At 57.7% G+C, this 22,654-nt stretch carries 26 protein-coding genes; 14 read left to right on the top strand and 12 right to left on the bottom strand.

Going from position 1 to position 22,654, the window contains the following annotated elements; translation table 11 throughout:
- Nucleotides 1-60 precede the first annotated feature (60 nt).
- The 4 genes from ACR0K5_RS15005 to ACR0K5_RS15020 all read left to right on the top strand — a co-directional run bounded on the left by ACR0K5_RS15005 (nt 61) and on the right by ACR0K5_RS15020 (nt 3,022).
- The gene (locus ACR0K5_RS15005) at nt 61-624 is read left to right on the top strand and encodes a helix-turn-helix domain-containing protein (protein ID WP_480630636.1); all 564 of its coding nucleotides are present in this window, start codon (nt 61-63) and stop codon (nt 622-624) included.
- The gene (locus tag ACR0K5_RS15010) at nt 621-890 is read left to right on the top strand and encodes a CBU_0592 family membrane protein (RefSeq protein WP_480630466.1); all 270 of its coding nucleotides are present in this window, start codon (nt 621-623) and stop codon (nt 888-890) included. Before ACR0K5_RS15005 ends, ACR0K5_RS15010 begins: the two co-directional genes overlap by 4 nt.
- Before the next feature lie 93 nt (nt 891-983).
- On the top strand, nt 984-1,838 hold the full coding sequence (sseA, locus tag ACR0K5_RS15015) for a 3-mercaptopyruvate sulfurtransferase (RefSeq protein ID WP_480630467.1): 855 nt from the start codon (nt 984-986) through the stop codon (nt 1,836-1,838).
- Nucleotides 1,838-3,022 (top strand): amino acid aminotransferase, encoded by a 1,185-nt coding sequence (locus ACR0K5_RS15020; RefSeq protein ID WP_480630468.1) that lies wholly within the window; start codon nt 1,838-1,840, stop codon nt 3,020-3,022. The genes sseA and ACR0K5_RS15020 overlap by 1 nt, the downstream gene beginning before the upstream one ends.
- A gap of 113 nt (nt 3,023-3,135) precedes the next feature.
- Here the strand turns inward: ACR0K5_RS15020 and ACR0K5_RS15025 are convergent, their stop codons facing one another.
- Together ACR0K5_RS15025 and ACR0K5_RS15030 are read right to left on the bottom strand one after the other, a co-directional pair.
- Entirely contained in the window at nt 3,136-4,464 is a 1,329-nt protein-coding gene (locus ACR0K5_RS15025) for an ammonium transporter (protein ID WP_480630469.1), read from the bottom strand.
- A 33-nt stretch (nt 4,465-4,497) separates the two neighbouring features.
- Nucleotides 4,498-4,836, bottom strand: a complete 339-nt coding sequence (locus ACR0K5_RS15030; protein ID WP_117871083.1) for a P-II family nitrogen regulator — start codon at nt 4,834-4,836, stop codon at nt 4,498-4,500.
- A 258-nt stretch (nt 4,837-5,094) separates the two neighbouring features.
- Here ACR0K5_RS15030 and ACR0K5_RS15035 point away from each other — a divergent pair, with 258 nt between their 5' ends.
- Nucleotides 5,095-7,269 carry a transglycosylase domain-containing protein gene (locus ACR0K5_RS15035; RefSeq protein WP_480630470.1) on the top strand — a complete coding sequence of 725 codons (2,175 nt, stop codon included), beginning with the start codon at nt 5,095-5,097 and terminating at the stop codon, nt 7,267-7,269.
- A 74-nt stretch (nt 7,270-7,343) separates the two neighbouring features.
- Here the strand turns inward: ACR0K5_RS15035 and leuB are convergent, their stop codons facing one another.
- Nucleotides 7,344-8,447 (bottom strand): 3-isopropylmalate dehydrogenase, encoded by a 1,104-nt coding sequence (leuB, locus tag ACR0K5_RS15040; RefSeq protein WP_480630471.1) that lies wholly within the window; start codon nt 8,445-8,447, stop codon nt 7,344-7,346.
- Between the two features lie 91 nt (nt 8,448-8,538).
- Between leuB and ACR0K5_RS15045 the strand changes: the two genes are divergently transcribed.
- Nucleotides 8,539-9,066, top strand: a complete 528-nt coding sequence (locus tag ACR0K5_RS15045; protein ID WP_480630472.1) for a redoxin domain-containing protein — start codon at nt 8,539-8,541, stop codon at nt 9,064-9,066.
- Nucleotides 9,067-9,069: 3 nt separating this feature from the next.
- Here ACR0K5_RS15045 and ACR0K5_RS15050 read toward each other — a convergent pair whose 3' ends face one another.
- Nucleotides 9,070-9,963 carry a LysR family transcriptional regulator gene (locus tag ACR0K5_RS15050; RefSeq protein WP_480630473.1) on the bottom strand — a complete coding sequence of 298 codons (894 nt, stop codon included), beginning with the start codon at nt 9,961-9,963 and terminating at the stop codon, nt 9,070-9,072.
- Between the two features lie 84 nt (nt 9,964-10,047).
- On the opposite strand from ACR0K5_RS15050, the gene ACR0K5_RS15055 reads away from it, so the two are divergent.
- Nucleotides 10,048-10,956: a Rossmann-fold NAD(P)-binding domain-containing protein gene (locus ACR0K5_RS15055; protein ID WP_480630474.1), complete on the top strand. Its 909-nt coding sequence runs from the start codon at nt 10,048-10,050 to the stop codon at nt 10,954-10,956.
- On the opposite strand, the gene ACR0K5_RS15060 is transcribed toward ACR0K5_RS15055, so the two are convergent.
- The gene (locus ACR0K5_RS15060) at nt 10,948-11,976 is read right to left on the bottom strand and encodes an endonuclease/exonuclease/phosphatase family protein (protein ID WP_480630475.1); all 1,029 of its coding nucleotides are present in this window, start codon (nt 11,974-11,976) and stop codon (nt 10,948-10,950) included. The two genes, ACR0K5_RS15055 and ACR0K5_RS15060, sit on opposite strands and share 9 nt — an antisense overlap.
- Nucleotides 11,973-12,803, bottom strand: a complete 831-nt coding sequence (locus ACR0K5_RS15065; RefSeq protein ID WP_480630476.1) for a hypothetical protein — start codon at nt 12,801-12,803, stop codon at nt 11,973-11,975. The genes ACR0K5_RS15060 and ACR0K5_RS15065 overlap by 4 nt, the downstream gene beginning before the upstream one ends.
- Nucleotides 12,804-12,908: 105 nt before the next feature.
- On the opposite strand from ACR0K5_RS15065, the gene ACR0K5_RS15070 reads away from it, so the two are divergent.
- Nucleotides 12,909-13,106, top strand: coding sequence for a hypothetical protein (locus tag ACR0K5_RS15070; RefSeq protein WP_480630477.1), 198 nt, complete (start codon nt 12,909-12,911; stop codon nt 13,104-13,106).
- 30 nt (nt 13,107-13,136) lie between these two features.
- Here the strand turns inward: ACR0K5_RS15070 and leuD are convergent, their stop codons facing one another.
- The 4 genes from leuD to ACR0K5_RS15090 are packed head-to-tail and all read right to left on the bottom strand — an operon-like array spanning nt 13,137 to nt 15,919.
- On the bottom strand, nt 13,137-13,742 hold the full coding sequence (leuD, locus tag ACR0K5_RS15075) for a 3-isopropylmalate dehydratase small subunit (protein WP_480630478.1): 606 nt from the start codon (nt 13,740-13,742) through the stop codon (nt 13,137-13,139).
- Nucleotides 13,743-13,784: 42 nt separating this feature from the next.
- Complete coding sequence (locus ACR0K5_RS15080; RefSeq protein WP_480630479.1) at nt 13,785-14,327, bottom strand: HdeD family acid-resistance protein; 543 nt, start codon at nt 14,325-14,327, stop codon at nt 13,785-13,787.
- Nucleotides 14,328-14,364: 37 nt separating this feature from the next.
- On the bottom strand, nt 14,365-15,768 hold the full coding sequence (gene leuC / locus ACR0K5_RS15085; protein ID WP_480630480.1) for a 3-isopropylmalate dehydratase large subunit: 1,404 nt from the start codon (nt 15,766-15,768) through the stop codon (nt 14,365-14,367).
- A gap of 43 nt (nt 15,769-15,811) precedes the next feature.
- Nucleotides 15,812-15,919: a hypothetical protein gene (locus ACR0K5_RS15090; RefSeq protein WP_010438763.1), complete on the bottom strand. Its 108-nt coding sequence runs from the start codon at nt 15,917-15,919 to the stop codon at nt 15,812-15,814.
- Nucleotides 15,920-16,022: 103 nt separating this feature from the next.
- On the opposite strand from ACR0K5_RS15090, the gene ACR0K5_RS15095 reads away from it, so the two are divergent.
- The 4 genes from ACR0K5_RS15095 (at nt 16,023) to ACR0K5_RS15110 (ending at nt 18,901) form a co-directional block, all read left to right on the top strand.
- Nucleotides 16,023-17,375: a mechanosensitive ion channel family protein gene (locus tag ACR0K5_RS15095; protein WP_480630481.1), complete on the top strand. Its 1,353-nt coding sequence runs from the start codon at nt 16,023-16,025 to the stop codon at nt 17,373-17,375.
- Between the two features lie 161 nt (nt 17,376-17,536).
- Entirely contained in the window at nt 17,537-17,899 is a 363-nt protein-coding gene (rsfS, locus tag ACR0K5_RS15100) for a ribosome silencing factor (RefSeq protein WP_170345726.1), read from the top strand.
- 44 nt (nt 17,900-17,943) lie between these two features.
- Nucleotides 17,944-18,414 carry a 23S rRNA (pseudouridine(1915)-N(3))-methyltransferase RlmH gene (gene rlmH / locus ACR0K5_RS15105; protein ID WP_480630482.1) on the top strand — a complete coding sequence of 157 codons (471 nt, stop codon included), beginning with the start codon at nt 17,944-17,946 and terminating at the stop codon, nt 18,412-18,414.
- A 1-nt stretch (nt 18,415) separates the two neighbouring features.
- Nucleotides 18,416-18,901, top strand: coding sequence for a flavodoxin family protein (locus tag ACR0K5_RS15110; protein WP_480630637.1), 486 nt, complete (start codon nt 18,416-18,418; stop codon nt 18,899-18,901).
- Between the two features lie 3 nt (nt 18,902-18,904).
- Here ACR0K5_RS15110 and ACR0K5_RS15115 read toward each other — a convergent pair whose 3' ends face one another.
- Complete coding sequence (locus tag ACR0K5_RS15115) at nt 18,905-19,282, bottom strand: hypothetical protein (protein ID WP_480630483.1); 378 nt, start codon at nt 19,280-19,282, stop codon at nt 18,905-18,907.
- Between the two features lie 5 nt (nt 19,283-19,287).
- On the bottom strand, nt 19,288-19,998 hold the full coding sequence (locus tag ACR0K5_RS15120) for a DUF599 domain-containing protein (protein WP_480630638.1): 711 nt from the start codon (nt 19,996-19,998) through the stop codon (nt 19,288-19,290).
- A gap of 81 nt (nt 19,999-20,079) precedes the next feature.
- Between ACR0K5_RS15120 and ACR0K5_RS15125 the strand changes: the two genes are divergently transcribed.
- Both ACR0K5_RS15125 and glcE read left to right on the top strand, forming a co-directional pair.
- The gene (locus tag ACR0K5_RS15125) at nt 20,080-21,528 is read left to right on the top strand and encodes an FAD-linked oxidase C-terminal domain-containing protein (RefSeq protein ID WP_480630484.1); all 1,449 of its coding nucleotides are present in this window, start codon (nt 20,080-20,082) and stop codon (nt 21,526-21,528) included.
- 24 nt (nt 21,529-21,552) lie between these two features.
- Nucleotides 21,553-22,653: a glycolate oxidase subunit GlcE gene (glcE, locus tag ACR0K5_RS15130; RefSeq protein ID WP_480630485.1), complete on the top strand. Its 1,101-nt coding sequence runs from the start codon at nt 21,553-21,555 to the stop codon at nt 22,651-22,653.
- Nucleotide 22,654 lies beyond the last annotated feature (1 nt).

Below are 22,654 nucleotides of genomic sequence, written 5' to 3' on the forward strand. Positions count from 1 at the left end.
GTTATAGCGCACGTATCACATGTGCGCTATAACGCACAAGAGGATTCGGAAGACGACAACATGGCAATGGATGACATTACGCTGAAGCTTAGGGACGTCAGGGCAGCCTCGGGGCTGAGTTTGTCCAAGGTGGCCGAAATGACGGGCGTCAGCAAAGCCATGCTGGGCCAGATCGAACGGGGCGAATCAAGCCCAACCATCGCCACCTTGTGGAAAATTGCCAAAGGCTTTCAGCTACCGCTCAGCGCGCTGATTGACACGGCGCTGGAAGATCCATCGGTCTTTCAAACAGTAACTTTCCCCGGCAGTATCGAGGTCAAGATCGTCTTTCCCTTCGATCCCGCACTGGGAGCTGAAACATTCCACGTGAACCTGACGTCGAACCAAAGCCACGAATCTCCGGCTCATGCTGCTGGGGTGACCGAGGAAGTGTTTGTCCTTAGCGGCACATTGGAAATTCTTCGTGGTGCGGATTGGGTTTCCTTACAGGCAGGGCAAGGATTGCGGTTTGCTGCGGACGTGCCCCATGGGTATCGCGCTGGTTCGGGGGGCGCCGCGTTTCTGAACATGCACCATTACGCGCAGCACACTGAGCTTTTTGAGAACGGTAAGGCCACATCATGACCGCATTTTATAACAGTCTGACCATCGTGGACGCCGTCGGCTCGTTCGGAGCGCTGATCGTGGTGGGCGCATATTTCGCAACGCAAATGCGGATGATGAACTCAGACGATCTGGCCTTTCCGGTGGTCAACCTGTTGGGGTCTGTCCTGATCGTCTATTCATTGCTGCAGAATTTCAATCTGGCCTCGATGCTGATCGAGGGGTTCTGGATTTTGATCAGCATCATCGGCATTTTTCAGTATTTCCGCCTGCGCCGGGCGCGATAAATCCAGCGATTAACTGGCGCTAGCGCTATCCAGTCTTGAACCCCTAAGCTGCCGGGTATAGGGAAAATCCAAGCTCGCTTAGGGGAGGCATTGATGCAGGACGATCCAAAAACCCTCGTATCGACCGAATGGCTGGCCGCGCATATGAAAGACCCGGACCTGCGGGTTCTGGATGGGTCTTGGTATTTGCCCGCGCAAAACCGTGACGCCAAGGCCGAATACAACGCTGGCCACATCCCCGGAGCACGGTTCTTCGATATTGACGAGATCTCGGATCACCGTTCAGACCTGCCGCACATGGCGCCGCCGGTCGAGAAATTTATGTCTCGCCTGCGGGCGATGGGCGTAGGCGACGGTCATCAGGTCGTCGTTTATGACGGTGCCGGGCTGATGTCAGCAGCACGCGTTTGGTGGCTGTTCCGCCTGATGGGGCAAGAGAATATCGCAGTTCTGGATGGTGGTCTTCCCAAATGGCAGGCGGAAGGGCGCGAGATCGAGGATCTGCCGCCGGTCATCCGTGACCGCCACATGACCGTTCGGGTGCAAAACCAGCTTGTCCGCGATGTCACGCAGGTGTCCGCTGCTGCCAAGCTGGGTGATCATGAGATCATCGACGCGCGCGCGGCAGGCCGTTTCGCAGGCACGGACCCCGAGCCGCGCAAAGGGTTGCGGTCCGGGCGCATCCCCGGATCGCGCAACGTGCCCTTTGGAACATTGCTGAACAAGAACCACACTATGAAATCGCCCGAGGAGTGCCGCGCCATATTCGAGGCAGCGGGAGTCGATCTGTCGAAACCGGTGATCACCAGTTGCGGGTCGGGCGTGACCGCCGCGATCCTCAGCCTTGCGCTGGAACGCCTCGGCAAGAAAGACCACTCGCTTTATGACGGCTCCTGGGCTGAATGGGGTGCCTTCCCGACCCTGCCCGTCGCAACCGGAGAGACCTGATGTTCGAACATCTCAAACCGCAACCTGCCGACAAGATTCTGGCGCTGATGCAGATGTACCGCGAAGACCCGCGCGATCAGAAGATCGACCTGGGTGTTGGCGTTTACAAAAACGCGGAAGGCATCACCCCGGTCATGCGCGCAGTCAAAGCCGCCGAACAGCGCATCTGGGAAGAGCAGGAAACCAAAGCCTATACCGGGCTGGCCGGTGACCCGGCCTATGCGGATGCGATGATCGGACTGATTCTCGGCACCTCTGTTCCACGCGGCAGTATCGCCGCCGTGGCGACACCGGGCGGCACCGGCGCCTGCCGGCAGGCGTTCGAGATGATCCGCATGGCCAACCCGTCGGCCCGCGTCTTTGTGTCGAACCCAACCTGGCCGAACCACCTGTCGATCCTGAACTATCTGGGAATGGAGACTGTCCAATACCGTTACTTCGATGGTGAAACCCGTGGTGTTGATTTCGACGGCATGATCGAAGACCTCAAGACGGCCAAAGCGGGCGACGTGGTTCTGCTGCATGGTTGCTGCCACAACCCGACCGGTGCCAACCTGAATTTGGTGCAGTGGCAGGAAGTCGTGAACCTGATCAATGCACTTGGCCTCGTTGCGATGATCGACATTGCCTATCAGGGTTTCGGCGACGGTCTGGAAGAGGATGCGCAGGCGGCACGTCTGGTCGCGTCATCAGTCAAGGAATGCCTGATTGCTGCGTCATGCTCGAAGAATTTCGGCGTCTATCGCGAACGCACAGGATTGCTGATGGCCATCAGTGCCGATGCTGGGCAGACGGCTCTGAACCAGGGTACATTGGCGTTTCTCAACCGTCAAAACTACTCATTCCCACCGGATCACGGTGCGCGCGTGGTGACGACCATTCTGATGGATGAGGCGTTGCGCGAAGACTGGGCCACTGAGCTGGAAGAGGTTCGCCTGTCCATGCTGGGCCTGCGTCAGCAATTGGCCGACGAACTGCAGCGTCTGAGCGGTTCGGACCGCTTTGGTTTCATCGCCCAGCACCGTGGTATGTTCTCACGCCTCGGGGCGGCACCGGAACTGGTCGAGAAACTGCGTGTCGATCACGGCATCTACATGGTCGGCGACAGCCGCCTGAACATCGCCGGTCTGAACGCGGCCACGGTGCCGATTCTGGCTAAGGCCATTGTCGACGTCGGCGTTTGAACCGCCTTTACCAAGTGACAAAAGCCGCGAAATCCAGCGCGGCTTTTTTTAGGCTCTGACCAAAAGAAAAAGCCGGGCGCGAGCGCCCGGCTTTCAAGTCGGACGCTCAGGTCTTAGCCCTTGGAGAACTCTGGGTATGCCTCCATACCCAGCTCACCCATGTCGAGGCCGTTGATCTCTTCTTCCTCACCGACCCGCAGGCCTACAGTTGCCTTGAGGACCGAGAAGAGGATGAAGCTGACCACGAAGACGAAGATACCGATGGCTGCGAAGCCGATGATCTGGGTCACAAAGGATGCATCACTGTTGGTCCAAGCCACGATGAAAGTCCCCCAGAAGCCTGCGATCAGGTGAACCGGGATTGCACCGACGACGTCGTCGATCTTCATGCGATCCAGCATCGGAACGGTCAGGACAACGATCACACCACCGATTGCACCAATGATCAGCGCCTGGAACAGCGACGGGGCAAGTGGTTCAGCAGTGATCGAAACCAGACCGGCCAGCGCACCGTTCAGCACCATGGTCAGGTCGACCTTTCCATACATCACCTGCGTCAGGACCAGGGCGGCAACGGCACCTGCCGCAGCGGCCATGTTGGTGTTGGCGAAGATGCGGCTGATGTCGGCCATATCACCGATAGTGCCCATCGCCAGCTGCGACCCGCCGTTGAAGCCGAACCAACCCAGCCACAGAATGAACGTCCCCAAGGTTGCCAGCGCCAGATTTGAACCGGGGATCGGAACAACCTTGCCTTCTTTATTGTACTTGCCGATACGCGGGCCAAGTACGATGGCACCTGCCAGCGCTGCGAAACCACCAGCGGCGTGCACCAGAGTTGAGCCTGCGAAGTCGCTAAAGCCCATCTCGAACAACCAGCCGCCACCCCACTGCCAGGACGCTTCGATCGGGTAGATGATGCCGGTCAGGACGATCACGAAGAAGAAGAAGGGCCACAGTTTGACACGCTCGGCCATTGTGCCCGATACGATGGACGCGGTGGTGGCACAGAACATCAGTTGGAAAAAGAAGTCGGAACCTACGGACGCATAATCAAGCGCGGTTTCGGTGTCGGCCAAACCAACCGGCTCGAGCGACGTCGGCGAGAACGCACCCAGAATGCCTGTGATAGTCCAGCCATCACCCGGGTACATCAGGTTAAAGCCCACCAGCCAGTACATGATGGCCGCAAACGAAAACAGGCCCATGTTCTTGACCAATTGCATGGCCACGTTTTTTGAACGCACCAGACCAGCCTCGAGCATGGCAAAGCCCGCGGCCATCCAGAACACCAGAAAACCGCCGACCAGAAACAGCAGTGAGGTCAAGATATATTGCGTGTGCTGCGCGGTCTCGCCAGTTACAGCGGCCTCTTGCGCAAGACCCATCTGCGGCAACGCGGCAATCGCGGCGGCAGGGATGAGAGATTTCATCAGGTTCATTGTCAATCCTCGAATGAGTGTGAGTGGGCGCGCCTACAGCGCGTCCTCATTGGTTTCCCCGGTCCGCACGCGCAGCGCCTGCTCGACATCGAGGACAAAAATCTTGCCGTCGCCGATCTTGCCGGTCTTGGCTGTTTTGGTGATGGTCTCGACGATCTGGTCGGCCATAGTTGCAGGCACCACGATCTCTAGCTTGATCTTGGGAACGAAGTTCACCGCGTATTCGGCCCCCCGATAGATTTCGGTGTGACCGGATTGCGAGCCGAAGCCCTTGATCTCGGTTACCATCATGCCGCGCACACCGGCTTCGGTCAGTGCTTCGCGCACCTCCTCCAGCTTGAACGGCTTGATTGTCGCAATGATCAGTTTCACGTCTTTCCCCTCTGGTTCTCCGGTGGGACCGGTTTGTTTGCACCTGCAGAAAAATGCGCAACTGAGCGTGGTAAGAAACGGCTCTGGGGCGCTAATGTGCCGCCAAATGGCGCAAAGTTGCACATTTTTCGCACAAATTGGTTGTGTTGATTAATTTACGGGCAGTGTTGTGAGGGGAATTTACGAAAATTCGGACCTCTACATACTCAGGCCATCGGGGTATGGTGGCGAAAAAGTAAAACCGGGCAGAGTTTGAGCATGACTGAGTCCAAGCGACGCAAGCCAAAATTGGTTGCGGATAAAAGGTACCCGCCAAAGGGCCGTAAACCGTCGGCGTCCAAGCGCCTGGCGGGCAACAAGGCGACGGCGCGCAAGACGACCACGCGCAAAACTGCGCGCAAGAAGACGCGCAAGAAATCGGGCGGCAAGGGCGGCGGTATCTTACGGCGCTTTTTCCGCTGGATCTGGCATATGGTCTGGGGTCTGACCTGGCGGGTTGGCGCAATTGTGGCCATGCTGATCGCGCTGGCGGTGGGTATCGTTTATACCTCCTTGCCTGACCTGGACGCCTTGCTGGACGGGCGTGCTCGTGGATCGGTCACGTTGCTGGATCGCGACGGCAAAGTATTTGCGTGGCGTGGCGACCAGTTTGGGGGTGTGATCACCGCTGATACAGTTTCACCGCATTTGAAAAACGCCGTGATCGCGACCGAGGATAAACGGTTTTATCGTCATTTCGGTGTCAGCCCGCGTGGCGTGGCCAGTGCCGTCCGCATCAATCTGAGCGAAGGACGAGGGCCGTTGTCGGGCCATGGCGGGTCCACCATCACGCAGCAGACGGCGAAATTGTTGTGCCTGGGTGTGCCGTATGACCCCAGCGAGTGGGAGTCGGAAGCCGCTTATGAGGCCGATTGCCGTCAGGGTTCATTGTGGCGCAAAGCCAAAGAGGCCATCTATGCGATCGCGATGGAAGTGAAATACTCCAAGGACGAGGTTCTGACGATTTACCTCAACCGCGCCTTCCTTGGTGCGGGCGCACGTGGATTCGAAGCGGCAAGCCAGCGGTACTTCGGCAAATCAGCTGCCGAGGTTTCTCCGGCAGAGGCAGCAATGCTGGCTGGATTGTTGGTTGCGCCTACGCGATACGCGCCGACAAACAGCCTGCAACGGTCTCAGGATCGGGCGCGGCTTGTGATCGGCCTGATGGAAGATCAGGGATATCTGTCCGCCGCACAGGCCAGTGAGGCGCGAGCGCGGCCTGCACAATTGTCCGAGGCAGCGGCTGCGCGGGCGGGCGGTTATTTTGCAGATTGGGTTATGGCCAGCGGGCCCGAGTTTTTTACCCGCAACACAACCGAGGATGTAGTCATCCGCACCACGCTGGATCAACGCATTCAAACCTCTGCCGAAGAGGCATTGCAATTCATCTTTCAGGAAAAGGTCCGCGAAGGGTCAAAAGCGCAGGCCGCCATCGTCGTGATGTCTGCTGACGGAGCGGTGCGTGCCATGGTTGGCGGCCGTAAGACCCGTGTGTCAGGTGCATTCAATCGCGCCACTCAGGCGCTGCGGCAAACGGGGTCTTCTTTCAAGCCGTTCGTTTATGCAACGGCTTTGGAACTGGGATATTCGCCTTACGATACGGTGATGGACGAACCCTACTGCGTGAACATCCCGGGATCAGGACAGTGGTGCCCCAAGAACTACACCAACAAGTACTATGGGCGGGTGACGCTGGCGGATGCGCTGAAAAACTCGTTGAATATTCCCGCTGTCAAAGTGGCCGAGATTTCCGGTCTGGACAATGTTCGGACGATTGCCAGTGGCTTTGGGATTGCCAGCGATCTTGCACAGGGACCCGCTCTGGCGCTTGGTGCATCTGAAAGCACGTTGATCGAGATGACTGGTGCCTATGCTGGCATCCTGAATGGTGGGTCACAGGTTGAACCGTATGGTTTGACCGAACTGAAGCTGCTGGGCGACGAAACGCCCGTCATGGTCACGACGACCGGTATTGGTGAGCGTGTGATCAACGAATCGGCTGCCAAGCAATTGACCTGGATGATGGAGCGTGTGGTGTCTGAAGGCACGGGCGGGCGTGCCAAGCTGCCGGGCTGGCAGGTGGCGGGCAAGACCGGCACAACTCAGGCGGCGAGGGACGCATGGTTCATCGGTTTTACCGCTGACTACGTGACGGGCGTCTGGATGGGATATGATGACAATACGCCCCTGTCCGGCGTGACCGGTGGTGGCTTACCGGCTGAGATCTGGAAAGAAGCCATGCTGCGTGTGACAGAAGGAATGACACCTACACCCTTGCCGATGATGGCGCCGGAACCGCCGGTTCAGGTCGCCCAGCCGCAGCCCCGCCGCAAGCGCGGAGGTTTTGCAGACGACATCAATAATCTGCTGAAGAACATTTTCGGCGGCAACTAAAGCAAACCCGAAAAGCTGAAACAAAAAAGGCGGTGCGCTGGGCACCGCCTTTTGTCATTCGTCTTTCGCGCGCTTTAGACGCTTGCGTCCAATGCTGCGAGGATCGCGTCGCCCATTTCGCTGGTCGAGACGGGCTGAACGCCCTCATCCGCCAGCAGATCGCCGGTGCGAACGCCATCGGCCAGAACTTTCTCGATTGCAGCTTCCAGGCGATCTGCTTCTTCGCCCTGATCAAAGCTGTAGCGCAGCGCCATCGCAAAGCTCAGGATACAAGCGATTGGGTTGGCTTTGCCGTGACCCGCAATATCCGGGGCAGACCCGTGTACAGGCTCGTACATTGCCTTGGGGCGTCCATTGGCCATCGGAGCGCCCAGTGAGGCCGAGGGCAGCATACCCAGAGATCCCGTCAGCATTGCGGCGCAGTCAGACAGGATATCGCCAAACAGGTTGTCGGTCAGGATCACGTCGAATTGTTTCGGAGCACGGACCAACTGCATGGCGCCGTTGTCAGCGTACATATGGCTCAGCTCGACTTCGGGGTAATCGGCAGCAACGCGATTAACCACCTCGCGCCACAGGATGCCTGATTCCATCACATTGGCTTTTTCCATCGAGCACAGCTTTTTGTTCCGGCGCATCGCCAGTTCAAAGGCCGAGCGCGCGGCGCGTTCGATCTCGGATTCAGTGTAACGCTGGGTGTTGATGCCAACGCGTTCATTGCCTTCTTCGAAGATGCCACGTGGCTCGCCGAAATAAACGCCCGAGGTCAGTTCGCGCACGATCATGATATCCAGACCGGCAACGATGTCTTTTTTCAGCGACGAGAAGTCGGCCAGCGCGTCAAAGCACTGGGCCGGGCGCAGGTTCGAATAAAGGTCCATTTCCTTGCGCAGGCGCAGCAGGCCGCGCTCGGGCTTCAGGCTAAAATCCAGATCGTCGTATTTGGGGCCACCAACAGCGCCCAACAGAACCGCGTCCACCTCTTGCGCCTTGGCCATCGTGTCATCAGACAGCGGCTTGCCGTGGGCGTCATAGGCCGCGCCGCCCACCAGGTCCTCGCTCACGTCAAATTGAAGACCGCGATTGGTGCCGAACCAATCGATGATTCTGCGCACTTCGGCCATAACTTCCGGGCCAATTCCGTCTCCGGGCAGGATGAGGAGCGAGGGGTTGGACATGAATGGTCTCCTTGCGTTTTGTTGCACAGGGCCTAGCGTCTGCGTTGCATCGGGTCAATGAGACGAACCCGTCAAAACATGAGGAAAACACATGCTGACACCTGGAAATCCGGTTCCCGCGCTGAAAATCGAAACCGTAGCCCATGGCAGCTTCGATCTTGAGACCGACAAGGGCGAAAACGGAACGCTGGCGATTCAATATCGCGGGTTGCATTGTCCGATCTGCATCAAGCAGATGACCGAGGTCGAGGCAGCGCTGGATGACTTTGCGGCGCTGGGCGTTGAAGTCATCATGATCACCACAGACACCGCTGAGCGCGCGGCTGAAACAGCCGAGAAAGCAGGGGTGTCGCGTCTGCGCGTGGGTCACAGTCTACCGCTGTCCGAGGCGCGGGAGGACTGGGGGCTGAACATCTCGACCAAGCGCGACGGCAGTGCTGAACCGGACCTATTCGCTGAGCCCGGGCATTTCTATATCGCGCCCGACCGGACGCTGTATTACGCGTGGCAACAGACCACGCCTTTCGGGCGTCCGTCCATGTTGGATATTGTGGGAGGCTTGAAGTTCACGTTGGGAAATAACTATCCCGCGCGTGGAACTTATACCGGCCCTCTTTGACCGTCAGAGACTGGCCTTGAGCCCTTCAGCCAGCAAATCCCAGACCCTGCGGATGCGCGGGGTCTGGCGCATGGCCTGCGGTGCTGCCAGCCACACGGGTAAAATGGGGATTTCAACATCCAGTGGCAGGATTTCCACATCGGGATCAGCTTCGGCCACCTGTACCTGACTGAAGCCAATGCCACAGCCCGCCCGGATCAGTTCCCAATAGGCGCTCTGCAGATCGCAGCGGGTGGCAAAGCTGTCGCGGCTGGCGGGCCAACCCTTTTCGCGCATGGCTTTGATGATTTCCTGGTTTGCGTCAAAACCTACCAGGTCATGTGCAAATATCTCTTCCGGAGTTTTAGGGCGCCCCTTCCTGTCCAAATAGGTTTTGGCTGCACAAAAACACAGAGGCACATCCCCGAGGTACCGGGAAATGAGGTCCATTTGCGCGGGGCGATACATACGCACAGCGATATCTGCCTCGCGATAGAGCAGATTCTCGGTGGTGTCGGTGGCGACCAGTTCAAGCTGAATGGTGGGTTCCTGCCTGCGGATATGCGCCAGTATCGGCGGCAGAAGGTGGTGCGAGGCAAAGACGGATGCTGTGATACGCACCGAGCCCTCAAGCTGTTGCGATTGCCCCGCAGCGGCAAGACTGAATGCGGTCATGGCGCTGTGCATCTGCTGCGCCATCGGCAAAAGCTGTGTGCCTGCCTCGCTGAGTTTCAGCCCGCGCGCATGCCGGTCGAACAGGGAAACGCCCAGTTCGTCCTCAAGGCTCTGGACCTGTCGACCCAACGTGGGTTGGCTACGATCCAAATGGCGAGCAGCAGAGGATAGTGAACCTGTTTCGGCCACAGCCAGAAAGCTTTGAATCAGAGACCAATCTGCATGTGTCAGTGCTTTGTCCATTCAAATATGAATACACGTTCTGCGATTTACGGCAATTCCTTGCGCGCAGTGAATGGGTAGATTGCCCTCAGACAGGAGGTAGTCATGGCACAGACAGCACTGGTACTGGGCGCATCGGGCCGCTTTGGGCGCAACGTAGCGCTGGCTTTTAGGCACGCGGGCTGGGATGTGACAGAGTTCGACCGTAAGTCCGATACGCTTGCGCGGGCAGCGCGCGGAGTGGATGTCATCGTGAACGGATGGAACCCGCCCTATCCCGATTGGGCGTGCGATGTTCCTGTGCTGACCAAGCGGGTGATAGATGTGGCGTCAGTCACGGGTGCGACCGTGATTGTGCCGGGTAATGTTTACGTATTCGGCGAGGACGCGCCGGGTCCATGGTCGGGCGGGACACCGCATCAGGCCACCAATCCACTGGGCCGGATCCGGATCGAGATGGAAGAGGCCTATCGCGCGTCGACAGTGCGTACCATCATCCTGCGGGCAGGAGATTTCATTGACACCAAGGCGTCGGGTAACTGGTTCGATCAGGTTATGATCAAACGCCTGTCGCGCAATCAATTGACTTATCCCGGAAACCCGGAAGCGCTGCATGCCTGGGCCTATCTGCCGGATTTAGCCCGTACGGCGGTTGCCTTGGCTGAGATACGCCAAGACTTGCCCCGCTTCTGCGATGTCCCATTCGAAGGGTATACTTTGACCGGGGTGCAGATTGCACAAACCCTGTCGCAGGTCACTGGCCGGACGGTTTCTGTACGGCGCATGACATGGTGGCCTTTGCACGTGGCGCGTCCATTTTGGCGCATGGCGCCTCACCTGCTTGAGATGCGGTACCTCTGGCAAGTGCCCCATCAACTGGATGGCGGCTATATGCGCGAATTGCTGGGCTCGGTTTCCAAAACGAAATTGGAGGATGCCTTAGGTTCGGCAATTCCGTCCAAACTTATTGCCGAGGCGACAGCCGCAGAACAAATGAATGAAGCTTTAGGGTAGGGCTACGTCAACCCAGACCAGACGGTGCCTGCTGGCGCGCTTGGCGCTGTCGTATAGTTCGTCGCCTTCCTCGGGCCAAATAACACCGGTTTCGGAGACGTGCAGATCCCTGGACGGCAATACATAGTCGACACGCATCTCTCCGGTGGCTTTCCAGTCGACTGTTGCGGATGAGCCCGACGGGTCCGCCGGCACCGGATCTAGCACATGGGAGCTGGCCAAAAGGGTGCGAATGGCCTGTTTGTGGCCTTCCCCGTGTGTCGGGTCGAGATTGGCGTCTCCGGCGATCACGAAGGGACCATTGGGAACCGGCCCCAGATCACCGCTCAACAAAACCGACCACAAGCGAATCTCATCCCTGTTGCGCAGTCCATTTCGATCCTCTGGCCCGTCGAAAACGGGTGGCGCGGCGTGGAAGGTCATCAGGTTGAGCCGTCCCTGAGGGGTATTGATTGGGATGATCCAATGCACAGTTGAGGACAGACGTTGTACTTTTTGCGCGGCATCTGAGGGGAAGGGGCGACCATCAACGCTGGGCAACGTGGCCCCCGGTAGATCTTTCCACAGCAGATCGGAATAATCCTGAATGTCTTCAGTTATGATCTTGAAACGGGACAGAACCGCGGCTCCACCGTGGCCGGTGAACTTTCCCCAGCCTTGCGCGTCGCCGGGGCCTTGCGTTTGTCCATCACCGTCCAAGTCCAGCGGTGTCTCCAGCCCCGCATTCGGTTGTGCAGAAAAATGATAGGCGTAATCCAGACCCGCACCGCGCAGTTTCTTGGACAGGGCATTTACGGCCCCCCCCTCCAGATCCCAGTCGATGCCTTGAAGGGCGATGATGTCCGGTTGGGCCGCTGCAATGACATCGACGACGGCGCGAACCTGCGCATCATCCCGCTGAATGTCGCGCAGTAACAGGCCTGGGCCATTTCTGCTGAGTTCAGTGTTGTAGGTGGCGATGCGCACGACTTCTGCCTGCGCTGCAAAGGGCAGCAATAGCAGAACAAGGGCACGGATCATGCGGCTTGTGTCGTCTCGCTTGTTGAATAGGCGCGGCGCTTTTCGACGATTAATCCCGCAATCCGGAGGGTCGCCACGCCACGCATGATCATGCTGGCGGGCAGGAAGGCCCAGGCACTCATGGTCCAGATCAGCGTCTGCGGGTTACTGAGTGAGATTGGGGTGACGAAACTGCTCATGAGCTTGATGACAGCTGGAATAAGGAAAGGCAGCAGAACACCAATGCAGATATTCAGGCGACCATCGCGTTGCAGGCGGGTCACAACATCGCCGCCCTTGGTTGGATCAAAGAGCGGCAGATTGGTCCACACATTGAAAGCGCCATTTCCCGTGGGCCAGCCGCGCACTTTGACCGCATATGCAAAGCTGGCAATGGTGACCAACGCGGCGACATAGGCCACGCTGGCTGTAATCCGAACCAGTTCAATAAACGGTTGGCCAGCATCCGCAGGCAGCATCAGCACGATCAGCCGAACCGGGGAATAGGGGAAGTCTACGACCTGTGCGACAGCCAGACCCACCGCGTAGGAAAGCCCGGTCAGTTCAGTCGGCTCATAGGCATTTTTGCATACCAGCGTCAGAAAAGTGACCATCGACATCAGGCCGACAAATCGCAGGCGGTTTACCGGAGGAGCATCGCGAAATTCGATAAAGCTGGGAAAGGCAGAGTTATATTCGGCGAATGTCAGGATGAACGCGAGGATCGCGAGAAAGACCAGTATCTCGGTCCCGTTCGTCGATGATACAGGCAGGTACAACGCGGGTGTCAGCACCATCAGTGCCACAAGTATTCCGCGTATCGCCGCCCCTGTTGTGCGCGCAATCACTATCCGAACCCTTTTTCAAACCGGATAAGCCGATCTTCGCCGACTTACATTCCAACTTGTGCCCGTCGTCTTGTGTTTTTTGACGGATGCCTCTTTAGCGCCAACATGGACGATAAGCGGCATTTCGCTCAAGACAGGGTGCAGAAAACACGTGATTTCGGGCAAAATGATGGCGCAACTGGTGCGGGATTGCATCATTTTCGACGCAAATCCGACGTGTATCTCAATGTGAGATCTACATGTTGTGGTTTTGCAAAAATCAACCCCAAGAACGAGAACGGGGCCGCTGTAGCGACCCCGTAAGGTTGAGTTCTTACAGATTCGTTTCCAGAATCAGACCCAGGGACGGGCCTGACCGGCGTGGTCTTCGAACTTGTCAATGTGGTGGTCTTTTTCCATCGTCAGGCCAATATCATCCAGACCGTTCAGCAAGCAGTGCTTGCGGTGTGGGTCGATGTCGAATTCGATGACCACACCGTCCGACGTGGTGATCTGCTGATCTTCCAGATGCACGGTCATGCGGGCGTTTTCGCCCTTATGCGCGTCTTCCATCAGGATCGTGTGATGTTCTTCTTCGACTACGATTGGCAGGATGCCGTTCTTGAAGCAGTTGTTGAAGAAGATGTCGGCAAAGCTGGTCGAGATCACCACTTTGATGCCGAAATCCTTGATCGCCCAAGGCGCGTGTTCGCGCGACGAACCGCAGCCGAAATTGTCGCCCGCGACCAGAATCTCGGTCTCGCGATACGCGGGCTTATTCAGGACAAATTCTGCATTCTCCTGCCCGTCATCGTGATAGCGCATCTCGTCAAACAGCACGACGCCAAGGCCGGACCGCTTGATGGTTTTCAGGTGAACCTTCGGAATGATCATATCGGTGTCAATATTGATCAGTGGCATTGGGGCGGCCACCCCGTGGACTTTTTCGAACTTTTCCATGTCTACACTCCTGCGAGAGAGGGCCGCGCCCATGCCTCGCGTTTAAGTCTCTTTCGTTACGTCTGGTGCGTTTTTCACGAAGAACGCCATGAAGACCAATCCGAACCCGTTAAACAGCATCTCGATGCCCAACAGGATACCCAGAAGGCTCAGCAAAGCGGCGGGTTCGCTGCTTGCATAAGACCAGATGATACCTGCAAGGATGATCGACAAGATGCCCGAGATCATCGTGGGCCAGAAAAACTGCGTTCCTTTCATCTGGAACGACAGAATGACCCGTGCAATGCCACCTGCCATGAACAGGATCAGCATCACGGTCGCCAGCGTCAGCGTTCCCTGTAACGGGTGATCCAGAAAGGACCAGCCCAGGAACAGCATGACCACACCCATGATGAGCGACAGAATCTTGTTACCGGTGCCTTCGACGGTGAATCCGCCGACCACCTGCATCGCGCCTGCAATCAGCAGCAACGCGCCGGTCACGACCGTCACGGCAACCGAAGCCGCAATGGCATTGCCCAGCGCAAAGACACCGAACGCTATGGATAGAAGCCCCAAAAGGAGCCATTTGATCCAGTCACTCATATTTTCAATCCCTCAAATATCTAGATATGAGGGTAGCTTACATCAATTCACGGACGTCTGTCAGCCGTCCCGTGATTGCCGCTGCGGCAGCCATTGCCGGGCTCAGCAGGTGGGTCCGTCCTCCACGGCCCTGACGGCCTTCGAAGTTGCGGTTCGATGTTGCGGCACAGCGCTCACCCGGTTGCAACTGGTCGGGATTCATCGCCAGGCACATCGAACATCCTGCCAGACGCCATTCGAATCCGGCCTCTTTGAAGATGTCGGCCAGACCTTCTTCCTCGGCCTGCGCACGAACCAGACCCGATCCGGGAACGACCATGGCCCGCATCCCGTCCTTGATCTTCTTGCCTTTCAGGATTTCAGCCGCAGCGCGCAGGTCTTCGATCCGGCCGTTGGTGCATGAGCCGATAAAGACGGTGTCGATTTCCACATCGCTCAGCTTTTGCCCCGCTTCCAGACCCATGTATTCAATGGAACGGCGGGCCGCGTCGACCTTGCCGCCTTCGAAATCCTCGGGGTTCGGCACGGTTGCGGTGATCGGCAGCACGTCTTCGGGGCTGGTGCCCCAGGTCACGACAGGCGCGATGTCTTCGCCGCGCAGGGTAATGACCTTGTCGAAATGTGCGTCGTCGTCTGTGTAAAGCGTTTTCCACCAGTTCAGGGCGGCTTCCCACTGCGCGCCCTTGGGGGCGTGCGGGCGGCCTTTGACATATTCATAGGTGGTCTCGTCCGGCGCGATCAGGCCAGCGCGTGCGCCGCCTTCGATCGCCATGTTGCAGACGGTCATGCGGCCTTCCATCGACAAATCACGGATCGCCTCGCCGCAATATTCTATGACGTAACCGGTGCCGCCGGCAGTGCCAGTCTCACCGATCACGGCCAGAGTGATATCCTTGGCGGTCACGCCCGGCTGCAGTTTTCCGGTAATCTCCACCTTCATGTTCTTGGACTTCTTCTGGATCAGTGTCTGAGTGGCCAGAACGTGCTCGACCTCGGACGTACCAATGCCGTGGGCCAATGCACCAAACGCGCCGTGGGTCGCGGTGTGGCTGTCCCCACAGACAACGGTCATACCAGGCAGGGTCCAGCCTTGCTCGGGGCCGACGATATGCACGATACCCTGGCGGACGTCATGCACAGGGTAATAGTGAATGCCGAAATCCTTGGCGTTCTTGTCCAGTGCTTCGACCTGAATGCGCGATTCGGGGTTTTCAATCCCGTTCACGCGGTCCGGCGTAGTGGGCACGTTGTGGTCTGGCACGGCGATGGTTTTTTCCGGCGCGCGCACCTTGCGACCCGCCATGCGAAGACCTTCAAAGGCTTGCGGGCTGGTAACCTCGTGCACCAGATGGCGGTCGATATAAAGCAGGCAGGTGCCATCATCGGCTTCGTGCGCGACATGGGCATCCCAGATCTTGTCATAGAGTGTTTTGGGGGACATCGGTCCTCTCCCGTATGTAATGAGAAATAGCTGGCGAGTTGGCTCAGGCGACGGGTAGGCGTGCCAGGACCGTGCGGGCAGCCCCAAAGAACCGTTCGCGCAAACGTGCACGATCTTCCAGATTCTGTTCTTGGGCCACATTGAGTCTCATGAGGTTCAGATATACCGCGTCTTTGCTGCAATCAAGGTTCAATACCGGTGTCAGGCTTGCATCGCCCGGCGTTGCTGTCCAAGCTGACGAGCAGGAGACGTGTATGAACCAAGACCTGATCCCCAGCTCGCTGTCTGACCTTTACAACAACATGGTCGCGGGTTTCTCCTTGCAATTTCAAGAACTGATCGAATTGGTCGTTACGCCGGGCTGGCGGCAATATCAGTTAATCATCATCCTTTTCCTTTGGGCGCTGGCTTTCGTTCTGAAAGTTCTGACGCAGCCGCGGTGGAACGCGTGGACACGTGCCCGCACCGGATGGCCGAAATGGCGGCTTCGCATCATGGTGCAGCTGATGCAGCGGCTGACACTGGTCTATTTTGTGCTGCTGTCCTGGCTCCTGTATCAGATCATGCAGCATGTCACCTGGCCTTCGCGCAGCTATCTCATTGGGATTATTGCCACTCTGGCAACTGCATGGCTGGCGATTGCGCTGGTCGCAAGACTTGTCCGCAATCGGACGCTGCGGCGAATATTCAAGTGGGCAATGTGGATCTACGCAACGCTTATTGCCCTGAACCTGACGGATGACGTGGCCGATTTCCTTGATGGTGTCGCAATTTCCATCGGAGACCTGCACATTTCTGTGCTGGGCATTCTCAAGGCCATTCTGCTGATCGGCATCCTGTTGACGCTGGCCCGCATAGGTACCCGCGCAGCTGAGCGTGGATTGCAAGGCAATGATGACATCACCCCGTCCATGCAGGTGTTGTTAGCCAAGGGCATACAGGTTTTGCTTTATGGTGCGGTTTTTCTGGCCGCGATCCGCACGCTGGGCTTCGATCTGACTGGCATCGCGCTGTTGTCCGGTGCAATTGGTGTGGGCATCGGGTTTGGTCTGCAAAAAGTAGTGTCAAACCTGATTTCCGGCATCATCATCCTGATGGACCGCTCAATCAAACCGGGCGATGTGATCTCGTTGGGCGACACTTTCGGTTGGATCAATGCTCTAGGCGCCCGCTATGTCTCGGTTGTCACACGGGACGGACGGGAGTACCTGATCCCGAACGAGGACCTGATTACCAATCAGGTGGTGAACTGGTCGCATTCAGACAAATTCGTTCGGTTGGATCTGGATTTCGGCACCAGTTATGAGGACGACCCTCACAAAGTGCGCGCAACGGCGATCCGGGCCGTGAAGGCCGTGCCCCGAGTTCTCAGTGGCGGCAAGCATGAACCGGTTTGCCATATCACTGGGTTCGGCGACAGCAGCGTGGATTACGTTTTGCGGTTCTGGATCAGCGATCCGACCAAAGGGCTGACCAACATCAGGGGTAATGTCTATCTTGCGCTATGGGATGCGTTTCAGGAAGAAAGCATTTCAATCCCCTTCCCGCAGCGTGAGGTCCGGCTTTTGCCTGAAAACGCAATCGTGCAACAGATCGCCGAAGAGTGATCGCCCTTGTGCGGGGTCAGATGCGCTTTCATTGAAATGTTGCAATCCCCTTGTTACCTTATTAGTACCCCGGCGCCGGGGTTTCACGGCGCGCAGCAAAGGAGGACTATGTCCTGTCTCTACATACCCAGGCGGGTTTGCCCGCCGATGACCGGGCCAACATGATGGCCCACTCTCAGTCAATCAGCGACAAGCTGCTTGAGCGTATCCTTTCCTCACTATCCGATGACAAGGCCGAAGACGTCGTGCAGATCAATCTGCAGGGCAAGTCGTCTGTCGCGGATCACATGGTCATTGCATCCGGGCGTTCAACACGTCAGGTCTCGGCCATGGCGGAAAAGTTGACGGACCGCATCAAGCAGGAATTCGGTTTCACCTCGAAGGTTGAAGGCAAGGATGCCGGCGACTGGGTGCTGATCGATACGGGCGATGTGATCGTCCATATCTTCCGCCCCGAAGTGCGTGAATTCTACCAGCTGGAAAAGATGTGGCAGCCTGCGGGCGGCAGCGCCTCGGCCAACTGAGGCGCCATCCCGGCCTGCATTGAGGGGCCGGAGGCGAGAGAGATATGCGTATCAGCATAGTTGCGGTCGGGCGATTGCGCGCCGGACCGGAGAAGTCCCTGCTTGACGACTACCTGACCCGATTCGACCGGACCGGCCGCGCGCTGGGCCTTGGTCCTGCGAAAGTGATCGAGGTTGAAGACAAGAAAAACGCAGGCATGAGTGCCGAAGCCGCGCTACTGCGCAAGGCGCTGCCCAAGGGCGCTGTGATCTGTGCGTTAGATGAGCGTGGGCGAGTCATGTCTTCACCCGATTTTGCCAAAAAGCTGGGCGGTTGGCGCGATGCGGGGCGGCAGGATCTGGCGTTGATCATCGGCGGAGCGGACGGAATAGACCCTGGTCTGCGGGCCGAGGCTGATTTTTCCATCTCGTTCGGATCGATGGTCTGGCCTCATATGCTGGTCCGTGTGATGTTGGCCGAGCAACTCTATCGGGCTGCGACCATTCTGTCTGGTGGTCCCTATCACCGGGTCTGACATGGCGCAGCTTCTGATCGTTTACCACTCGCGCACAGGCGGTGCCCGGCAGATGGCCGAGGCGGCGGCTGAAGCAGCGCGAGGAGAGGCAGACACGAAACTCCTGCCCGCGGATCAGGCCGGGCCGCAAGATGTACTGTCCGCCGATGGCTACATCTTCTGCGCGCCAGAGAATCTGGCGGCGATTTCGGGTCTGATGAAAGAATTCTTTGACCGCTGCTATTACCCGGTACTGGGAAAGATCGGGGGCCGACCTTACGCACAGATGATTTGCGCCGGATCAGACGGAGAGAACGCCGCCCGCCAGATTGCCCGGATTGCCACCGGCTGGCGGCTGAAAGAAGTCCAGTCGCCGCTGATCATCTGCACCCATGCACAAACGCCCGAGGCAATATTGGCCGAAAAGACCATCCCGCAAGATCAGCTGGACCAGTGCCGTGAGATCGGAGCTGCGCTGGGTGCTGGTCTGTCTATGGGCATTTTCTGAAGGTTAGTTCAATTTAACCAATGCGGTGACTTCGTTCCAGCCATCCACATTGCACCGCGCCTGAATCTGCACCTGTGAAACGCTTTCAGGTATCACCACGCCACCAAGCGAGCGGGTAAATGGTTGCTCGGTCTCATGCGGATGGTGCAGCACACGCATTCCCAGCTCATTGCCGTCCATGTCCAGAACGCGCCAGCCGTCAGCATAGTGGTCCCAGCCTGTATCCGGATGTCGGATCGTCACATCGAACCGCCAAGTTTCACCATTGGCACTGGCGCGGACCTGTTCGATTGTCGGAGGGTCGGCAAGGGCAGGGACGGCCAAAAAGGCACTGAGAATCACATATCGCATGGTTTGAACGTAAGGTTTAAGGCCGCGCATGGGGATCACGTCTCTGTGTTCGGGGTTTGGGCCATGAGGACCGCACGGGAATGCGATGCAAACTCACGACGATACAAGACACCGAATGTAATCATAGTGCCCAACATCAATGCGATCGGTCCAAGAAACCACGCCAGCGATGCAAGTGCGAAATAGGTGGCGCGGAGACCACGGTTGAAGCTGCGGGCGGCGGTGACGCAGATTTCGGCTGCCTGACCGGCCCGGGGCAAGGCTTGAGGATCTTCAGGGTCGTTCGGAACCGAGGCCATCAACACCGCGCAATAGCCAAAGAGACGATGCGCCCAGACATATTTCAGAAACGCGTTGGCCAGTAGCAGGACGACGACAAGTATCTTGATTTCCCAAACCATCGCCGGGGCGCTGCCTATTGCAAGGTCTGTAGCCACCCCAGCCAAACGCTCGGTATTGCCCAACAAAGCCAAACCACCCCCGATGGCTATCATCGTGGTCGAGGCAAAAAAGGTGCTGCCCTGCCGCATGGCGGCCACGACCTGTGCGTCGAACACGCGCGGTTGGCGTGTTACCATCTCGTGCATCCAGTCGCGGCGGTAATCATCCATCATAAGGGCGACGGATCGTTTCTGTGGCGAGGGATGTTCGATCTTCCACCCAATCCAAAGCCAGGCAACCAGCAGCAACGCCAGTGAGGCGTAGTCCAAAGGGGCAAACAGAGCGGCACGTTCGATCCAGGTCATGAGCGCGACAGTAAGACCGGAGGTCAAAACTTGCCATACCATGAAATTGGTAATATTATTTTACCAAAAGGAGGCGCCGCCATGGAGATGCCAAAGCCAAACCCGGATGTACTGAGCCGTAAGAACGCGGTCGTCGCGCGGCTGTCGCGGGTCCTGCCAAAGGATGCAATCATCCATGATCCGGCTGAAACGCGAGCCTATGAGTGCGATGCGCTGACGGCGTATAAATGCCCTCCGATGTTGGCCGTGCTGCCGTCTAGCACGCAGGAAGTCTCGGACGTTTTGCAAATTTGCCACGAGGAAGGAGTACCGGTCGTTCCGCGCGGTGCGGGCACTTCGCTGGCCGGTGGGGCTTTGCCGACAGCCGATTGCGTAATCCTCGGCGTTGCGCGGATGAATGACGTGCTGGAAGTCGACTATGACAACCGCTTCATCAGGGTTCAGACCGGACGCACCAATCTGAGTGTCACCGGTGCGGTCGAGGAAGAAGATTTCTTTTATGCGCCCGATCCTTCCTCCCAACTGGCCTGCGCCATTGCTGGCAATATCGCAATGAATTCCGGCGGCGCCCATTGCCTGAAATACGGCGTGACAACGAACAACCTCATGGGTGTGACCATGGTGATGATGGACGGCAGTGTTGTCGAGATAGGCGGCGCGTATTTGGATGCGCCCGGTCTGGACCTGCTGGGCGTCATCTGTGGATCGGAGGGTCAACTGGGCGTGGTGACCGAAGCCACCTTACGCATTCTGCGCAAGCCTGAGGGCGCACGGCCAGTCCTGATGGGGTTCGATGACAACGAAGTTGCGGGCCAATGTGTCTCTGACATTATCAAATCCGGCATATTACCGGTTGCGATTGAGTTCATGGATACGTTGTGTATCAAGGCCTGTGAGAACTTCGCCCATGCCGGGTATCCCGATTGCCACGCGTTGCTGATTGTCGAAGTGGAAGGCTCAGAAGCCGAAATCGACTATCAATTGGCGAAAATCATCGAGATCGCCAAACGCCACAACCCGGTCGAACTGCGAGAAAGCCAGTCAGCTGAAGAAAGCGCAAAAATATGGCTTGGTCGGAAATCTGCATTCGGCGCCATGGGGCAGTTGAACGACTACATGTGCCTTGACGGTACGATCCCGGTGTCGGCCTTGCCAACGGTGCTGCGCCGTATCGGCGAATTGAGTGAAGAATTCGGTCTGCCTGTCGGGAACGTTTTTCACGCAGGGGATGGGAACATGCATCCGCTGATCCTTTTCGATGCCAACAAACCGGGTGATCTGGAAAAATGCGAGGCATTCGGGGCCGAAATTCTGAAACTATGCGTGGACGAAGGCGGTTGTCTGACCGGTGAGCACGGCGTGGGTATCGAGAAGAGGGATCTCATGTCGCATCAATATGCGCCTGCCGATCTTGAAGCGCAGATGGCGGTCAAGGACGTTTTTGACCCCAAATGGCTGCTGAACCCTGCCAAGGTGTTTCCACTGAACGTTTCGGAAACCCGTCGCCACGCGCAGATTGCTGCCGAGTAAAAGGCTCTAATAACGGATTTTGCCATGAAACCTGAATCAGAATCTGAACTGGCCGACTTGGTGGCCGGGTTGAAAGACCCTGTTTGTATCGTCGGTGGCGGCACGCGTGGCATCACAGGCGGCGCGACGAAGATCGAATCCGGAGCACTGCGTGGCATTTCGCTTTATGAACCCGGGGCGCTAACCCTGGTCGCCAAGGCAGGGACGCCATTGGCAGAGGTTGAAGCTGCGCTGGAGGCAGAAGGCCAGCAACTGGCTTTCGAGCCGATGGATCACCGGAGTTTGCTTGAAACTCAGGGTGACCCAACAATTGGGGGTGTTGTGGCTGCCAACATCTCAGGCCCGAGGCGGATTCAGGTCGGTGCATGCCGGGATTTCCTCCTAGGTGTGCGTTTCGTCGACGGACGCGGGCAGGTGATCAAGAATGGCGGTCGCGTGATGAAAAACGTTACCGGCTATGATCTGGTCAAACTGATGGGCGGGTCCTGGGGCACATTGGGTATCCTCACCGAGGTGTCGCTGAAGGTACTACCCAAGCCAGAAAGCATGGCGACCCTGTCGGTTGCCGTTCGGGACGCAGCGAGCGCCGTAAAGGTTCTTTCTACCGCGTTGAAGTCACCCTTCGAAGTGACCGGCGCCGCCTATGACCCGGCGGATGGAAAAACCCTGCTTAGAGTCGAGGGATTCGAGGATTCAGTTGCGTATCGGATCAGCCGGTTGACTGCCGAACTGTCAGGTTTCGGAGAGGTCACGGACGAAGGAGAGGCCCCGGCTCTTTGGGCCAGAATCCGTGACGTTCATCCGTTCCGGGGGCAAGGTGGGGACGTCTGGCGGCTGTCAGTCAAACCCGGTGACGCGGCTGAAGTGTCCGCGCGTGTCGAGGCCGATCAAACGTTGTTTGATTGGGGCGGCGGGCTGATTTGGCTGCGGGTCCCAGATGGCACGGATGTGCGGGCTCGACTTGGCGATTTCTCAGGTCACGCTACCTTGGTACGTTCCGACGACGCAATTGTCAGAAAACTGGGGCGGTTTCAGCCAGAATCTGCGACGATATCGGCTCTAACAAGAGGTTTACGTGCGAATTTTGACCCCCGAGGTTTGTTCAACCCGGGACTGATGGGATAGG

This window comes from Ruegeria sp. AB9 (assembly GCF_056542585.1).

Bases quoted from the DNA above. Each gene is read 5' to 3' on its own strand.
- ACR0K5_RS15060 (WP_480630475.1), bottom strand. From the start codon at position 11,976: ATGATCCGTGCCCTTGTTCTGCTATTGCTGCCCTTTGCAGCGCAGGCA.
- ACR0K5_RS15115 (WP_480630483.1), bottom strand. From the start codon at position 19,282: ATGCGCGGCCTTAAACCTTACGTTCAAACCATGCGATATGTGATTCTC.
- sseA (WP_480630467.1), top strand. From the start codon at position 984: ATGCAGGACGATCCAAAAACCCTCGTATCGACCGAATGGCTGGCCGCG.
- glcE (WP_480630485.1), top strand. From the start codon at position 21,553: ATGAAACCTGAATCAGAATCTGAACTGGCCGACTTGGTGGCCGGGTTG.
- ACR0K5_RS15095 (WP_480630481.1), top strand. From the start codon at position 16,023: ATGAACCAAGACCTGATCCCCAGCTCGCTGTCTGACCTTTACAACAAC.
- ACR0K5_RS15010 (WP_480630466.1), top strand. From the start codon at position 621: ATGACCGCATTTTATAACAGTCTGACCATCGTGGACGCCGTCGGCTCG.
- leuD (WP_480630478.1), bottom strand. From the start codon at position 13,742: ATGGAAAAGTTCGAAAAAGTCCACGGGGTGGCCGCCCCAATGCCACTG.
- ACR0K5_RS15090 (WP_010438763.1), bottom strand. From the start codon at position 15,919: ATGAGACTCAATGTGGCCCAAGAACAGAATCTGGAAGATCGTGCACGT.
- leuB (WP_480630471.1), bottom strand. From the start codon at position 8,447: ATGTCCAACCCCTCGCTCCTCATCCTGCCCGGAGACGGAATTGGCCCG.
- ACR0K5_RS15035 (WP_480630470.1), top strand. From the start codon at position 5,095: ATGACTGAGTCCAAGCGACGCAAGCCAAAATTGGTTGCGGATAAAAGG.
- ACR0K5_RS15050 (WP_480630473.1), bottom strand. From the start codon at position 9,963: ATGGACAAAGCACTGACACATGCAGATTGGTCTCTGATTCAAAGCTTT.
- rsfS (WP_170345726.1), top strand. From the start codon at position 17,537: ATGATGGCCCACTCTCAGTCAATCAGCGACAAGCTGCTTGAGCGTATC.
- ACR0K5_RS15080 (WP_480630479.1), bottom strand. From the start codon at position 14,327: ATGAGTGACTGGATCAAATGGCTCCTTTTGGGGCTTCTATCCATAGCG.
- ACR0K5_RS15005 (WP_480630636.1), top strand. From the start codon at position 61: ATGGCAATGGATGACATTACGCTGAAGCTTAGGGACGTCAGGGCAGCC.
- ACR0K5_RS15120 (WP_480630638.1), bottom strand. From the start codon at position 19,998: ATGACCTGGATCGAACGTGCCGCTCTGTTTGCCCCTTTGGACTACGCC.
- ACR0K5_RS15055 (WP_480630474.1), top strand. From the start codon at position 10,048: ATGGCACAGACAGCACTGGTACTGGGCGCATCGGGCCGCTTTGGGCGC.
- ACR0K5_RS15125 (WP_480630484.1), top strand. From the start codon at position 20,080: ATGGAGATGCCAAAGCCAAACCCGGATGTACTGAGCCGTAAGAACGCG.
- rlmH (WP_480630482.1), top strand. From the start codon at position 17,944: ATGCGTATCAGCATAGTTGCGGTCGGGCGATTGCGCGCCGGACCGGAG.
- ACR0K5_RS15020 (WP_480630468.1), top strand. From the start codon at position 1,838: ATGTTCGAACATCTCAAACCGCAACCTGCCGACAAGATTCTGGCGCTG.
- leuC (WP_480630480.1), bottom strand. From the start codon at position 15,768: ATGTCCCCCAAAACACTCTATGACAAGATCTGGGATGCCCATGTCGCG.
- ACR0K5_RS15045 (WP_480630472.1), top strand. From the start codon at position 8,539: ATGCTGACACCTGGAAATCCGGTTCCCGCGCTGAAAATCGAAACCGTA.
- ACR0K5_RS15110 (WP_480630637.1), top strand. From the start codon at position 18,416: ATGGCGCAGCTTCTGATCGTTTACCACTCGCGCACAGGCGGTGCCCGG.
- ACR0K5_RS15070 (WP_480630477.1), top strand. From the start codon at position 12,909: ATGGACGATAAGCGGCATTTCGCTCAAGACAGGGTGCAGAAAACACGT.
- ACR0K5_RS15025 (WP_480630469.1), bottom strand. From the start codon at position 4,464: ATGAACCTGATGAAATCTCTCATCCCTGCCGCCGCGATTGCCGCGTTG.